The sequence below is a fragment of the Algimonas arctica genome (assembly GCF_014652695.1).
Classification (GTDB): Bacteria; Pseudomonadota; Alphaproteobacteria; order Caulobacterales; family Maricaulaceae; genus Litorimonas; species Litorimonas arctica.
In genome coordinates, this window is the sequence record NZ_BMZH01000005.1 from 47,167 (window position 1) to 61,211 (window position 14,045).

Annotated in this window: 13 protein-coding genes; 2 read left to right on the forward strand and 11 right to left on the reverse strand. The window is 55.2% G+C overall.

Features of this window, described 5'->3' with window-relative positions:
• Window positions 1-40: 40 nt before the first annotated feature.
• The 3 genes from IE105_RS07305 to IE105_RS07315 form a co-directional block, all read right to left on the reverse strand.
• Window positions 41-1,225, reverse strand: a complete 1,185-nt coding sequence (locus IE105_RS07305) for an acyl-CoA dehydrogenase family protein (protein WP_189496978.1) — start codon at window positions 1,223-1,225, stop codon at window positions 41-43.
• Complete coding sequence (locus IE105_RS07310) at window positions 1,222-2,136, reverse strand: SDR family NAD(P)-dependent oxidoreductase (protein WP_189496980.1); 915 nt, start codon at window positions 2,134-2,136, stop codon at window positions 1,222-1,224. The genes IE105_RS07305 and IE105_RS07310 overlap by 4 nt, the downstream gene beginning before the upstream one ends.
• A gap of 183 nt (window positions 2,137-2,319) precedes the next feature.
• Window positions 2,320-3,495: an acetyl-CoA C-acyltransferase gene (locus tag IE105_RS07315; RefSeq protein ID WP_189496982.1), complete on the reverse strand. Its 1,176-nt coding sequence runs from the start codon at window positions 3,493-3,495 to the stop codon at window positions 2,320-2,322.
• Between the two features lie 197 nt (window positions 3,496-3,692).
• Between IE105_RS07315 and IE105_RS07320 the strand changes: the two genes are divergently transcribed.
• Entirely contained in the window at window positions 3,693-4,463 is a 771-nt protein-coding gene (locus IE105_RS07320) for an enoyl-CoA hydratase/isomerase family protein (RefSeq protein ID WP_189496984.1), read from the forward strand.
• A 5-nt stretch (window positions 4,464-4,468) separates the two neighbouring features.
• Here IE105_RS07320 and IE105_RS07325 read toward each other — a convergent pair whose 3' ends face one another.
• The 4 genes from IE105_RS07325 to mgtE all read right to left on the reverse strand — a co-directional run bounded on the left by IE105_RS07325 (window position 4,469) and on the right by mgtE (window position 9,578).
• Window positions 4,469-4,888 (reverse strand): VOC family protein, encoded by a 420-nt coding sequence (locus tag IE105_RS07325; RefSeq protein ID WP_189496986.1) that lies wholly within the window; start codon window positions 4,886-4,888, stop codon window positions 4,469-4,471.
• Window positions 4,889-5,156: 268 nt separating this feature from the next.
• Window positions 5,157-6,176, reverse strand: a complete 1,020-nt coding sequence (locus IE105_RS07330; protein WP_189496988.1) for a hypothetical protein — start codon at window positions 6,174-6,176, stop codon at window positions 5,157-5,159.
• A gap of 134 nt (window positions 6,177-6,310) precedes the next feature.
• On the reverse strand, window positions 6,311-8,068 hold the full coding sequence (locus IE105_RS07335) for a lysozyme (protein ID WP_189496990.1): 1,758 nt from the start codon (window positions 8,066-8,068) through the stop codon (window positions 6,311-6,313).
• A gap of 130 nt (window positions 8,069-8,198) precedes the next feature.
• Window positions 8,199-9,578 (reverse strand): magnesium transporter, encoded by a 1,380-nt coding sequence (mgtE, locus tag IE105_RS07340; RefSeq protein WP_189496991.1) that lies wholly within the window; start codon window positions 9,576-9,578, stop codon window positions 8,199-8,201.
• Window positions 9,579-9,682: 104 nt separating this feature from the next.
• Here mgtE and IE105_RS07345 point away from each other — a divergent pair, with 104 nt between their 5' ends.
• On the forward strand, window positions 9,683-10,129 hold the full coding sequence (locus tag IE105_RS07345) for a prepilin peptidase (protein ID WP_189496993.1): 447 nt from the start codon (window positions 9,683-9,685) through the stop codon (window positions 10,127-10,129).
• A 1-nt stretch (window position 10,130) separates the two neighbouring features.
• On the opposite strand, the gene IE105_RS07350 is transcribed toward IE105_RS07345, so the two are convergent.
• From IE105_RS07350 to IE105_RS07365, 4 genes are read right to left on the reverse strand one after another with little or no spacing between them, the layout of a single operon-like run.
• A complete protein-coding gene (locus tag IE105_RS07350; protein ID WP_189496995.1) occupies window positions 10,131-10,607 on the reverse strand; it encodes a hypothetical protein in 477 nt (158 codons plus the stop codon).
• Window positions 10,607-11,284, reverse strand: a complete 678-nt coding sequence (gene gspN, locus IE105_RS07355) for a type II secretion system protein N (protein ID WP_189496997.1) — start codon at window positions 11,282-11,284, stop codon at window positions 10,607-10,609. Before gspN ends, IE105_RS07350 begins: the two co-directional genes overlap by 1 nt.
• Before the next feature lie 8 nt (window positions 11,285-11,292).
• On the reverse strand, window positions 11,293-13,197 hold the full coding sequence (gene gspD / locus IE105_RS07360; RefSeq protein WP_189496999.1) for a type II secretion system secretin GspD: 1,905 nt from the start codon (window positions 13,195-13,197) through the stop codon (window positions 11,293-11,295).
• Complete coding sequence (locus IE105_RS07365) at window positions 13,194-14,021, reverse strand: type II secretion system protein N (RefSeq protein WP_189497001.1); 828 nt, start codon at window positions 14,019-14,021, stop codon at window positions 13,194-13,196. The genes gspD and IE105_RS07365 overlap by 4 nt, the downstream gene beginning before the upstream one ends.
• Window positions 14,022-14,045 lie beyond the last annotated feature (24 nt).

A 14,045-nucleotide genomic window follows, 5' to 3' on the forward strand; every position in this document is an offset into this window, starting at 1 on the left:
TTACTCCGCGGCAATCGACCGCCCAGGTCGATTGCGGAGGCTACGCGCCCGGCAATTGCAAAATGTGCTTACTGATAATGTTAAGCTGCACTTCGGATGTCCCGCCTTCAATCGAATTTGCTTTCGTCCGCAACCAACTGCGCGCCAGCTTACCGTCTTGTGAACGATCGCTTTCCCATTCCAGACCATCATGGCCGGAGGCGTCCATCATCAATTCAAACTTCCGCTTGTTCAGTTCTGTGCCGTAATATTTCAGCATGGAACTATCCGCACCCATGCTCTGTCCGGCTTTGGATTCGGCGAGTTTGCGCGACATTGTCAGGTTAAAGGCCCACTCATCGATCTCCGCTTCGGCAATCTTCGTGCGAAGAACTGGATCGGATAGACGCGCCATCTCATCCAGTCCCAAGCTCATCGCTGCAACTTCGTGCAATGGACGCATGGAGCTATTGCCACCACCAATACCTTCGCGTTCATGCGTCAGGAGGTATTTAGCAATCGTCCAACCTTTGTTTTCTTCGCCAACAAGGTTCGTTTTTAGAACCTTCACATCGTCAAAGAACGTTTCGCAGAACGGCGAACGCCCAGAGATCAGCTTGATCGGACGGGCTTCAACGCCCGGTGTTTCCATGTCGAAGAGGACGAAGGAAATACCGTAATGCTTCCCTTGAGTATTATCTGTGCGAACGAGGCAGAAAATCCAATCGGCTTGATCGGCATAGGAGGTCCAAACCTTCTGGCCATTGACGATCCAGTGATCGCCCTTGTCTTCCGCTTTGGTTGCGAGCGCCGCCAGATCGGACCCGGCGTTTGGCTCGGAATAGCCTTGACACCAGCGAATTTCACCGCGCGCTATTTGCGGCAAATGTTCCGCCTTTTGCGCTTCATTACCAAATTTCAGCAGTGCGGGGCCAAGCATCCAAATGCCGAAGCTCGTCAATGGTGAGCGCGCATTAATCTTGCGCATTTCGGACAAGATAACTTTTTCCTCCGCACGCGTAAGGCCAGCGCCACCATATTCTTTTGGCCATGTCGGCACGGTCCAGCCCTTGGCTGCCATACGTTCAAGCCAGACTTTTTGTGCGTCTGATTGGAATTTAAAATTGCGGCCACCCCAGCACACATCCCAATCGCCTTGCATCGGCGTGCGCATTTCCTCGGGGCAATTCGCCTCTAGCCAAGTGCGGACTTCACCGCGAAAGGTGTCCAGATTGGTCTCGCTCATTTGGCAAACTCCTTATTAGCAATACGGGTGAGGAACTTCGCGCCCTGCTGCCCGCCATTCGTATACTCTTCCATACCCTCATTGGACGCAATCGCGCCCCAATGCGCCTCGACATTTTCAGCCGTCGCATTGCCTTCGGACAGGTTAATCCCTTGGGTTTCGAACACTTTGGTCAGAGCATAACCGCCCGCGCCCGCCGCTAGAATGACGCGGTTCGGTGCGTCATCACAGACGAGGTAGACAAGGCCTTGGGAGACGGGTTCGACCCGTAGCTGCGCCAAAATCTCTTCGGGCATCAAGCCTTCGGTCATGCGTGACCGCGCTGTAGGCGAGAGCGTGTTGATGCGAATATCGTATTTTGCGCCTTCTAAGCAAAGCGTGCGCATAAAGCCTGACAAGCCCGCTTTCGCGGCACCGTAATTCGTCTGGCCGAAGTTACCGTACATGCCGGACGAGCTTGTCGTCATGACGATGCGACCGTATTTATTCTCTTTCATGTGGTTCCACACAGCCTTGGTACAGGTCGCGGAGCCTTTCAGGTGAACAGCGACAACCAGATCCCAATCTTCCATTGTCATTTTGGAGAAGGAGCGATCACGCAAGATACCCGCATTATTGACGAGGATATCGACCTTACCAAACCGCTCGATCGTTTCAGCGACCATCGCCTCAACTTCGTCCTGTTTCGTGACGTTGGCGCCATTGGCCATCGCTTCGCCGCCCATCGCTTCGATTTCTTTGACGACAGATTGCGCCATCGTTTCCGATCCGCCCGTGCCGTCAACAGACCCGCCGAGATCATTGACGACAACTTTAACGCCGCGTGCGGCCAGCGCGAGTGCATGGGATCGACCCAGGCCGCCGCCTGCGCCTGTGACAATGGCTACGCGATTATTGAACTCAACTGACATGAAACGCCTTTGGGTAATGTGTTGGTAAATTAGCTATTCTTACGCGCCGGAGCGCGCAAGATGATGGGATGAGGAACTATGGATGTGATAGAGAACACGTCCCCGGCATTTACTGCCGGGGTCTCCATCTAAATTGAACCAGGCTTTAAAGACCCCGGCAGTAAATGCCGGGGACAGTTTTTCTTATGCGACTTCGAACAAGCCCGCTGCGCCCATGCCGCCACCGATACACATGGTGCTGACCACATATTTCGCGCCGCGGCGTTTGCCTTCGATCAGCGCGTGTGCGCTCATGCGGGCGCCGGACATGCCGTACGGGTGACCGACCGAGATCGCGCCGCCATTGACGTTCAGTTTTTCCATCGGAATACCGAGCTTTTCAGCACAATACAGGACTTGCACGGCGAACGCTTCGTTGAGTTCCCACAGATCAATGTCACTCATTTTCAGACCGGCTTGGGCAAGAAGCTTTGGCACGGCGTAGATCGGGCCAATGCCCATTTCGTCAGGCTCAAGACCCGCAACAGCCATGCCGCGATAGTAGCCGAGGGGCTCCAGACCGCGCTTCTCAGCCGTTTTTGCATCCATCAAGACCGACACAGACGCGCCGTCAGACAGTTGTGAGGCGTTACCAGCTGTGATCGTTTTATCGGGACCCAAAACAGGTTTCAGACCTTGCAGACCTTCGAGCGTTGTTGACGGGCGGTTGCCTTCGTCTTTTTCCAGCGTCACGGCGTGTTCGGAAATTTCCTTCGTCACTTTATCCATGACCTTCATGGTCGATGCGAACGGCACGATTTCAGCGTCAAACTTGCCTGCGACTTGCGCGGCGTGTGTGCGTTGCTGACTCATGAATGCATATTCGTCCATCCGCTCACGCGACACACCGTAACGGGACGCGACGATTTCAGCCGTCTGCAACATCCCCATATAGGCTGCTGGGTGATTCGCGACCACTTGTGGATCGGCTGCAACGCGCATTTCTGGGGTTTGGACCATAGAAATGCTGTCCACACCGCCACCAATCGCGATATCCATTTCGCCGCACATAATTTTACGCGCTGCAATGCCAATGGCGACCATGCCGGATGAACACTGACGATCCACGCTCATCGCGGGCACAGTGACGGGGAGTTTGGACGCGAGGACGGCATTACGGCCGATTGTGACCTGAACACCTTGCTGCATGGCGCAACCGATGACAACATCGCCGACTTCTGCGCCATCGACACCGGCACGCGCAACCGCGTGGTCGATACAGTGGCCCGCGAGGGAGGGCGACGGCGTGGCGTTGAACGCCCCGCGATAGGCCCGACCAATAGGGGTGCGGGCAGTGGATACGAGGACGGCTTCGCGCATGAGGGTTCTCCAGTTAGCTTAAATCTTTAATCTAAGGTCCTTTTGCGGGTCAGAGATCGGTTTGGCAAGTTGACGTTGACGTAAACAGCTACGTGATGACTGCACTCAACTTTTAAGGGCCTGATGCCACCCCACGCCTCCACCCTTGGCAAGCCCCTCCCCTTGGCAATTCTGAGGAGACGGAATAAGCGCGCCCTATGAACACTCTTGAAATTATCCGGGCATCCGGCTGGGCCACAATCTGGTTGAACCGACCGGACAAACGCAATGCGATGAACGATGCCATGATTGACGAGCTGATGGCGGCATTTGCTGAGATTGGCGCTGACGCCAGCATACGCGGCGTCACGATGCGCGGGCACGGTGGGTTTTTCTGTGCGGGTGGGGATCTGAATAGCTTTCAGGTCTATCAGTCGGATCAGAAAACGCTGGCGGAGACCGCCGCGTTCAACCGCCGCATCGGCACCATGCTGGATGCGTTCAACCACCTACCAAAGCCAACGGTTGTCCTCGTTGAAGGCGCGGCCATTGCGGGCGGGCTCGGCTTGATGTGTTGCGCCGACGTCATTGCGACGACACCGGACGCCAAATTCAGCCTGACCGAGACCATGATCGGCATTCCGCCTGCACAGATCGCGCCGTTTGTCGTCGGCCGCGTCGGACTCTCGACGGCGCGGCGGATCATGCTGACGGGCGCGCGCTTTGATGGCACCGAAGCACACAGTCTGGGACTCGCCGATTACGTCACCGATGATCTGGACGCGATTGACGCCCAAGTTCGCAAAGGCGTGATGAAATGCGCGCCGGGCGCGAATGCGGCGACAAAAGCGCTGATCTTAGGGAGCGCGACCTTGAGCCGTGATGAGGCCCTCGACCGCGCCGCCGACAGTTTCGCGCAATGCCTCCGCAGTGACGAAGGCCGCGAAGGCGTCGCGAGCTTCCTAGAAAAACGAAAACCGAATTGGTGACGCAATCAGACTTCTGGGAACAACAGCTGCGGGTTCACCATACATTTGATTTCGAGAACATTATTGTTCGGGTCCGCAATAAAGAACGTCTCTTGTTCGTATTTATCGCCTTTAAAGCGGCGGTACGGCGCATCAATATAATCCAGGCCCGCTAGAGCAATACGGTGTTTGACCGCGTCAAAATCGTCTTGGGTGAGATGGATTCCGAAATGGGGAACGAGCACAGCCCCCATGTCGACGTCATGCCGGACCGTTGGGAGTTGTTCTTTGCTCTGATGCAGGGTCAGCTCGTTGCCCCAAAAATTAACATCAACCCACCGACCCTCTTCGCCATTTCCCAGCGCGCAACCGAGCACATCCGTATAAAATTTCACGGTGCGGCTGAGATCGCCCGCAGGAATCGCGAGGTGTAAAATAGCGCTCATGGATCGCTCCTACAGTTTGTCAGTAAACTATTGCGGGAAATCTAGTTCATAGGATGGAGACTGGCCAAGGTAAGCTCAAGACAAGCAAACACGTTGAAACGCGGCATTATTAGGAGAACTTGCCCTAAGACCCCCTGATTTCAATCGTTTTAATGCCGAATGATCCACGAAGGTTCGACTCTATATTCGCAGGTGCGTGTCACGCGACACTGGAAACGCCCCGATGTGCGCGGCGACACGGACGGAGTATATTAAGGGTCAGGCCCGCTTAGAAGTTGCGCTCAAACGGCTCCACATTTACGACATAGCCCTCGACAGATGCATCAATCTTGAAGGTTACCATGTCGGTTCCCGTCGTATTCACGGCCAGAGGTGTCTTGCGGATAACACGTCCTGCAATGGATTTTAGTCGACGGGCGACGGCACCATCGCGTTCATAGAGGGGATTCATGCCGAAATAACGTCGCAGCGTTGCATTGGTCATCATGGCCGCGTTTTTTGTGGCGCTTTCCGTCGTCGAATATTCTGTTGTGACAGAGACGCAGAAGGTTTCATTATCAACCCGGTGCGGCGCATTCAGCGGCCATGTCGCGCCCTGCCCCGGCTGGAGTTTCAAAACGGTGGAATGATCCTCAAACGCGGCCGTATAAGGCAGGTCATCCTCGATCATATTGGTCAAGGTCGCTTCAACGGCACGATCAGGGATAAAGTCTTGGGATACCGGCCAAACATGGACGGTTTTTTGCCCCCGGACATGCCAGAGGATCACTTCAGTTTTATCAAAATGATAGGGCACCCGCGCGACAGGAGAACTGATCAAGATACCGCCATTGGCGTTAAAGGCGCGATTTCCCGTGGCTTCTGACAAATCTCCATACATCCGTTTTAACACGGCATTATAATCGGCATGAATATTCATGGCCTTACGGGCATTGATCCAAATACAGCCCGCTTTTGCGGCCGCGAGGAGGTCAGCGGCTGACGCATCACGAAAGTCGCCTGTCCTGAACTTATTCGGGTAAAGCGGGTCATTTGTAGCGCCCATCGTGCACACATCCAACATATTGGCGGGATGGCGCTCCAACAGGTCGATTAAAGCCGCGTCCGTAAACAGACCCGTGTCTTCGAGCCGATGACGGAACGTGAGAATGTCTTTTTGGAACGAAGCTGTCTGTTCTTCGGACCAGCCGTCCAGTATCGTCGCTGCAACGGGTTCAGGCGCCTCCGTCTCTGGGGTCTCAACAATATCGGCGTCCATAATTGTGGCAGCAGCGTCGAGGGAAGTCATCGGTCTATCCTTGAAAATACTCTCGGGTTTTGAACGCCCAGCATCTCACAAAGGGATTAAATCTCTGACACCGAGGCGTTAACTCCGCGCTAGGCACGCTCTGTTCCAGACTGGGATTAAACCGTAATTCGAGACTAAGTCGACCGCCCGCGCGCCGCAGCGTAAATCGCAAACAATATAGTCAGCCCGCCCGTAATTGCCGCCGCCGTGACGGCTGTTGGCCCCCATGTGGAGAGCATTTGCGTTGCACCGCGACCGATTAAAACGGCACTCGCGCCCACGAGTAATGCCCCTAATGCGATTGGAATCCACATTCCGCCGCCAGATTTCTTAGCCTGCTTTTCACTCGCCTGACGTTCAAGATAACGCATTGCGTTTTCAATCGGATCCCCTTCAGGATCAAAGACAGGGTTTTCCGGGTCACGACTGGCGCGAATGACATCATCCGCGGCCAGATCATCAATGACCAGCATGTCACCTGTCTCTGCAACGGTGTCAGGCTGGATCGTATCGACCGACACCGGATCAGCGGCGATAGGGCCCTCTAAAACTAGTTCCCGTTTCGGGAAGGACACAAGATTTGATCTCGAGCTATCATCCACTTGGTCCAATAAAAGCTCGTCCACGGTTTTAGCCTTAATCTCACGCTCTGTTTGCACAGGCTGGAGCAAAGATGTCGGCAGAGATTCGAGCGTTTTTTCTTTCGTCTCCACCTCGTCAGAATCGAGCAAGGCGCTCAACCGGTCACCGAGTGACGTCGCGGCGGATGAGATAGCCGATGAATTTTGGTCATCCTCAGCGTCAGACTTTACGACATCTGACATATCATCAGCCTCGACATGATCAGCCTCATCTTGCGCGATCATGTCAATTTCGGCTGAGGGAATTAGAGCGGAAATGTCCAATTCGGTCTCATCCAATTCGTCATCATCTTCGTCCGCGTTGAGTAAGTCATCAAAAGCGTCGTCGTCCGCCAACAGATCATCGTCATATTCGTCATCGTCATCTTCGTCATCTTCGTCGGCATTGTCATCTTCGTCAGACACCGCCTCATCAATCAACACGTCTTCATCTTCGAATGCGTCTTCAGTCGCAAAATCGGAGTCATCGGCGTCAACATCATTATCGGCAAAGTCGATCTCTTCGAGTTCGAGATCGTCATCATCCATGCTCTCGACGTCATCATCTGCGTGACGGTCGACGTCATCCAAAGTCTCATCGAGCTTGTCCGTCCGCGCGGCGAGACCGGACAAAGAAAGAATATCGACGGGTGTTTCAACAGGATCAACCCGTTCTGCGTTGATGATATTCGCCGCATCAATCACGCCGGTGGCGGTGGCGGCTGTCACTTTGGGCAATCCATCATCCGTGGGGCCGAACGGAGCCGTGCTGTCTGGCCGAGGTTGTAACATAGCGCTAGGGGCCGGAACGGCGGGTTCATTGCGCAAGAAAAGAGATTTTTCGGCTGTCCGGCGACGCATCAAAGCATCAACGACATAGGTTTTGCCGTTAACGGTCGCCTTACGCCACACATCAAAGCCATTGGCTGCATCAAGCACGCGGCCATTATTCATCGCCCGAACAATGTCGGACGCGCGAAAGGCGTCGATGCCAATATTAAAGGCGAGCGAGCACAGCGCATCGAATTGGCCTTGGCTTAGCGGCGCGTGAACTTCATCATTCACAACCTCTTCGATGGGTTCCAAGTCGTCGAGCAATTGCTCTTCTGCATCGGCACGGGACATATGGACCGGGTCATCGTCTGTTTTTAGTCGATGACCGTAACCCACGACGCGGGTTCCCGTCACAAGCGTGCGGTCGTCTGGGCGATAGCCCTCAAACGCCTTGATCAGGCGAAGACCAGTATCGGATATTGCCAATGTTCGTGTCATAAATACACTCTTGCTCGGTTCACCCGATCCAAGTTGCAAGGGTTATGCCGATTCCCCTGACAGGAGAGACCCACCGACATTCATGGTTAGCCATTCGTTAACGCAGAGCGCCCTGCAACGCAAAAGGGGGCTAGAGCAGGATCAAGGCCGCAAAGCCGAGGAAGGCCGCAAAGCCGACCACATCCGTCACTGTGGTCACAAAGACAGAACTGCTGACCGCAGGGTCGGCGCCGGCGCGCTTTAATCCCAGCGGGATCAAAATACCGGCCAAACCCGCCAACACATGATTGATAATCATAGCGGCGAAGGCCACGCCAGCCAGTCGCCAGTCTTTAAACCAAACATAAGCAATCCCGGCCATCGCCACGGCGAAGATAATGCCGATAATCAGGGCGGATACGCCCTCACGCCGGATCGCGCGCCACGCTGTCGCCGACGTCAGGTCCCGCTCAGAGAGGCCGCGCACGGCAACGGTCAGCGCCTGCGTGCCGGCATTGCCGCCCATAGAGGCAACAATTGGCATTAAAACGGCGAGCGCGACAATTTGTTCAATCGCATAGTCAAATCGCGCGATGACCAAGGAGGCCAGGATCGCTGTGCCCAAATTAATCAACAACCAAGGCGCGCGAGATTTGACCGTTTCAAACGCTGTATCTGTGATCCCCGCTTCCGAGACACCGGCCAGCGCAAGAATATCTTCCTTGTTTTCATCTTGGATAATTTCCAAAATATCATCGACGGTCATCATCCCGACCATCCGGCCATCCGCATTCACGACGGGGGCGGAAATCAGGTGATATTTTTCGAATAAATAAGCGGCGTCTTCCTGATCAAGATTTTGGTCAATCGTGACCAGCTTTTCTTTCATCAAGGACGCGAGTGTGGTCGTGCGTGACTTTCGGATCAATTTTGAGAGAGGCACATACCCGATCGGGCGCAGGCGCGGATCGACGACATAAACATTGTAAAAAACGTCCGGCAGATCTTCACCAGTTTCGCGCATATGATCAAGCGTATCGCCGACCGTCCAAAACTCTGGCGCGGACACAAATTCGCGCTGCATGAGACGACCGATAGTCTCATCATCAAAAGCCAGCGACGCTTCGACTTCGGCGCGCTCAAGGGGCTGCATCGCCCCCAGCACATCTTCGCGCTGGGCGTCCTCCATCTCCTCCATAATCTGGGTGACGTCATCACTGTCCAACTCGGTCAGCGCATTGGCAATGAGGTGCGGTTCCAGCAAGAGCAGAACATCCTCAACAACATCATCATCGAGTTCAGCGAGAAGCTCACCCGTAATCAATTCCGGCGCGCGTTCGATTAAAGTCGCGCGTTGCGCGTCTGTCAGTTCTTCGACAAAATCAGAGAAATCTGCCGGATGCAGGGCTTCGAGCCGGACCCGAACTTCTGCGTCACTCGACAGATCAAGCGCCGACACAATCGGGTTTTCCGCCTCATAATCGCTGGAAAAGCCATCTTGTTGTTCGAGGAGATTAGGCGTGTTGGACATGCGTGACTCCTTTGAAGAACGGGGCGATTCACTGAATGGAAGACAGGGCGCCTATGACCGATTTTGCTGCTTCCGTCCAAAGGCTTTTCGGATAAAGCTGACCCATGTTCACAACCGTCACATTTCTGAGCGGAATTATCTTAATCGTGGCCCTTATCCAATTGGCGCGGATCGATTGGGCGACACACCGCTTGCCCAATCTCATTACTTTGCCGTTGCTTGCCGCCGGGCTCGTCTGGGCCTTTGGAACAGTCGATGATTTTTATATCCATCTGCTGGGCGCGGCCTTGGGCTATGGCGTCTTCTGGGCCGTCGAAGTCATCTACCGCCTCATTCGAAAACGCGACGGGCTCGGGCGGGGCGATGCCAAGCTCTTGGCCGTGGGCGGCGCGTGGTGCGGCGCGTGGGCGCTCCCGATTATTGTCCTGATCGCCAGCCTCGCGGCGCTCGCCTATGTCCTGCCAAAAAGCGATCGGCAGTGCCGTATCGCGTTCGGCCCGTTCTTGGCCATCGGCATTGGCATTGTCTGGTTATCGCAACAATTGTTTTAGACTAAAATAATCCCGCTGACTGATCCGGGGTTTGACAGCTCCGCAAGATCACGAGCGGACGCACGCGGGTATAGCCATCGTCTAGCACTTGCGTCACCCGCGCTTGCGGGTAGCGCGTTCCGGCAATCAATTGTTCCGCCGCGCCCAAGGTCAGTTTGAGCGAGCCATAATCCACGCTTGGAAACGGCCCCACTGGTGTCAGAGTTTTGGTCACGCCATCAGAAGACAAGTAGAGCGCCTGCTTGGCTGTCGTGAAAAACACAAATGTCGGGCGGATCGACGTGTCCCACCCGAATAACCCGCACTCTCCGGGAGTAAGCGTTTGCGCGGGCAGTCCAACAGCCGGTTGTGGAGACGCAAGAACCGCATTGACGCGTGGATCAGGGTCTTTCGTGGTCGAGCACGCCACTAAGGCCAAAGAGAGGCTCAGCCCGCTGACGCCGCGGACAATGGCAGTCACCGTAAAACGACGCCCCATTAACGCCATCGCCCTTGCTCAGACAGGCGGTAGTCGCCATTTTCAGCTGGATTGAACCCGAACAAGGTCAATATATTCCCTGCCGCCGGATCCGTTGTCGATACTGTGACGTTCGATTGGTACACACCGTCTAAACCCGTGATGACTGTTGCGAGCACAGTTTCTGTACCGGCCTCGCCGCGCAAACGCACACGCAACCGACCGTCCGAACAATCCACAGGCCCGGAGAGTTCTGGCCCCGCCCATTCGAAGCGCGCGCGATTCGCCGCAAGAATATCCGTCGATGCCGTTCCAGTTGCCGAAGCACAGACCCCATCTTTGATGACCGCTTCCGCGACCCGAAGGGATATCCGGCCTGACAAGCCAGACAACCGCGCATCGTTCATCGGCAAGCGCGCAACGGGCATCGACAAAATCAGATTGTCTATTCCCGTCGGGCTTACTGTCCCCGACAAAGTCACATCGCCCGGGGCCGATAGGAAACTGAGGTTTCCGAACCCGCCTTTAACCGCGACAGTCCCGAGCAAAGGCACATCTTCGACTTGTCCGTCCCAGATTGTCCCGGACAAAGTCCCAACGTCTGCGGGCAAGGCGGCCCCGACCCATGACAGCGGGAAGTGCCGGATCAGCGAAACCAATCCCGCCAAAACAGCCAATATGATCAGAATTAGGCGCATCTTAGCCCCTACTCTTCCGGACTGGGACCAACAGGCAAGAGGCCCGTCGTGACAGGTTCAATGAGAATATCGTCGATCTTCGACGTTGTCCGTCCACTTTGATTCATATCTTCCAAACGCATCCGGTTGAGGCGGCTTTGCGTCAACGGTCGCGCGTCCTCCGCATTGCGGATGATCGTCGGGCGCAAAAACACCATCAAATTGGTCTTGGTGCGTGTCTTGCCCTCGGATCTGAAAGCCCTGCCGATGAGTGGGAGATCACCGAAGAAAGGAACTTTTTCGATATCGATCTGCTCATCGTCCTGCAGCAACCCGCCCAATACGATAATTTCGCCGTCATTGGCCAAAACGGTTGTTTCAATCTGGCGCTTGTTGGTGACAAAGTCGCCGGCTGCCGATGTCAGAACACCCGCGATCGAGCTGACTTCCTGACTGATTTCCAAACGGATTACATCGCCATCAGAAATTTGGGGCGTGACGTCCAGTTGGATGCCGACTTCTTTGCGCTCAAACGTGCGGAAAGGATTGAGATTACTCGACCCCAATGTCTCGCCCGTTGTAATCGGGATTTCCTGCCCGACCAAAAACGTCGCGGATTGGTTATCGAGTGTTGTGACGAACGGCGTGGAGAGAACATTGCTATCATCATCCGTCTCGACGGCATTGAGGATTGCGCCGAACAACACGTCACCACTTTGCCCTCCAATGCCAAGTGTGCCGCCGCCAAGCCCTGTCAAACTCGCGAGCGCGGCCGCTTGCGTCGCGTCATCAACAGTTTGACCTGTCGCGCCTAACGCCCCGGCCAGCGACAATAAACTCGGCGCGCTGCGTGTGTAATTGGTCGAAATCAGCGGGATGGTTCGTCCAGATGTATCACCAAGGGCAAACTGAACTCCCAATTCCTTTGCGGCAACATCAGAGATTTCGACGATCAGGGCTTCAACCAGCACTTGAGGACGACGAACATCAAGACGTCGGATCAATCCGGATAATTCGGCCTGTGTTTCCCCGTCCGCAGAGATAACAAGTGTATTGGACCCGACATCATAGCCCACGGTTGGCAGTGGCTGCCCATCGCGCGCGTAGCTGGGAAGAAGCCCCGCGAGTAAGTCCAATAGGTCTGACCCGTTGGCAAAGCGCAAGGGCACGACGCTGATCGCGCCGCGCGGGGTGACGCTGCCCCGATCCATCGTCAAGAGTAGCGCCCGCAAGCGTACCATCTCGTCCGGACTGGACTCGATCAACAGCGAATTGGTCGCGGGCATCGCGACGATTTTATAAGGCGCAGTCTGACCACCCAGCGCGGTCAGCGCCTCTTGTGCATCAACCACAGAAAGCTGGCTTAATTGTATGATTTCGCGCGCGACATTGGAGCTTTCCATCGCCGCTGCAATTTCGCGGGCCTTGCGGAGGTTTTCCGGAAAATCGGTCACGACCAATACACGGCCATTCGGATTGGCCGTCACCTGCCCTTGACTATGCATGACAGGTTTAATCAAGCGTGCGGCAGAGGCCGCATCCGCATCGCGTAACTTAATAATGGCCGTGCTCATCTGCCCCGATACGCCATTAGCCGTTGTGAGCGGGGCATCTTGGGCGCTCCCCTGCAACAGGGTGACCCGGTATTCGCCGTTGGGTGTACGGATCAATGTGTAGCCATGCACCCGCAGCACTTCTTTAAACACCGTGAAAACTTCGTTCTCATTGAGCGTCTTTTCGCTACTGATCGTGACTTTGCCCTGAACGCGCGGATCAACCAAAAACGTCCGACCTGTGACCACGGCAACATCGTCAATAAAGTCGCGAATATCGGCTTCCTGCAAGCTGATTATGTGATCATCAGCCGCCCAAACTGTTGCCACGGGCAAGACCGAGAAGGCCGCGCCGAGTAAAAGCGTGCGGAAAAGATTCATGAGGAAGATCCAATCGTGATCGTCATAGTCTGGCCGTCGCGAATGAGGTCAACCGTCACGGGTTGTCCCGAACCGGCACTCCGACGCAAAGCCCCAATATCCGGGAGTCCGCTGACAACGCTCTGACCCGCGAACCGGGTAATTATATCGCCGTCCCGTAGGCCGAAGGCTGACAAATCAACCGCCGATGTACGCGGCTTTACCATGACCCCATTGCGGGTCATGTCGAGATCAAAGCTAGGGATGATCTGGATTTGCGAGAGCAGTGCCGTGGCATCCGCAGAGCGAATAGTTTGCAATCCTGAACGCGGCGACGATGCGGCACTTTGAGAACTCGACGCTCTGTTGCGTGCGGCTTTCGCATCCTCCGTCGTCAACCGTTGCGTCTGGCCATTCACGTCAATCAGCGCGTGGCTTGGAAAGACTCCCCGAAGGAAAACACCTGGCATGATTTCTTCGCCAATATAGACATTATCCTCTTGCCCATCCGGCGTGCGAATAAAAGCCGTTCCGTTTTCCCCAGAACGCAAACCCTTCAATTGTAAATTGAGCGTGGTTTCGGGCGCATCATCCCCCGTATCGACGGAAACAACCGTTTCACCGACAGAATCACCTGCAGCGAAAGGATTATACGTAAAATCATAGGTTCGTGTGGCCACGGCACTGACCGGGGCAGGACCCGCGACTAAAACAGGGGTCCACAGGCTTGACGGCGCGCTGAGGGCCAAAATCAGCCGCACCAGCAACCAGACGGCCAAAATTGTAAACGCCGCGAGTAACCCTCGACGCATCCAAAGCAGCGTCGGCGCTGACTTTATGGTCATATCTGTTGGCCGCCCGGTCATCCG

Excerpts from the sequence above, each read along its gene's own strand:
- IE105_RS07305 (WP_189496978.1), bottom strand. The coding sequence starts at position 1,225 with ATGAGCGAGACCAATCTGGACACCTTTCGCGGTGAAGTCCGCACTTGG.
- IE105_RS07310 (WP_189496980.1), bottom strand. The coding sequence starts at position 2,136 with ATGTCAGTTGAGTTCAATAATCGCGTAGCCATTGTCACAGGCGCAGGC.
- IE105_RS07315 (WP_189496982.1), bottom strand. The coding sequence starts at position 3,495 with ATGCGCGAAGCCGTCCTCGTATCCACTGCCCGCACCCCTATTGGTCGG.
- IE105_RS07320 (WP_189496984.1), top strand. The coding sequence starts at position 3,693 with ATGAACACTCTTGAAATTATCCGGGCATCCGGCTGGGCCACAATCTGG.
- IE105_RS07325 (WP_189496986.1), bottom strand. The coding sequence starts at position 4,888 with ATGAGCGCTATTTTACACCTCGCGATTCCTGCGGGCGATCTCAGCCGC.
- IE105_RS07330 (WP_189496988.1), bottom strand. The coding sequence starts at position 6,176 with ATGACTTCCCTCGACGCTGCTGCCACAATTATGGACGCCGATATTGTT.
- IE105_RS07335 (WP_189496990.1), bottom strand. The coding sequence starts at position 8,068 with ATGACACGAACATTGGCAATATCCGATACTGGTCTTCGCCTGATCAAG.
- mgtE (WP_189496991.1), bottom strand. The coding sequence starts at position 9,578 with ATGTCCAACACGCCTAATCTCCTCGAACAACAAGATGGCTTTTCCAGC.
- IE105_RS07345 (WP_189496993.1), top strand. The coding sequence starts at position 9,683 with ATGTTCACAACCGTCACATTTCTGAGCGGAATTATCTTAATCGTGGCC.
- IE105_RS07350 (WP_189496995.1), bottom strand. The coding sequence starts at position 10,607 with ATGGGGCGTCGTTTTACGGTGACTGCCATTGTCCGCGGCGTCAGCGGG.
- gspN (WP_189496997.1), bottom strand. The coding sequence starts at position 11,284 with ATGCGCCTAATTCTGATCATATTGGCTGTTTTGGCGGGATTGGTTTCG.
- gspD (WP_189496999.1), bottom strand. The coding sequence starts at position 13,197 with ATGAATCTTTTCCGCACGCTTTTACTCGGCGCGGCCTTCTCGGTCTTG.
- IE105_RS07365 (WP_189497001.1), bottom strand. The coding sequence starts at position 14,021 with ATGACCATAAAGTCAGCGCCGACGCTGCTTTGGATGCGTCGAGGGTTA.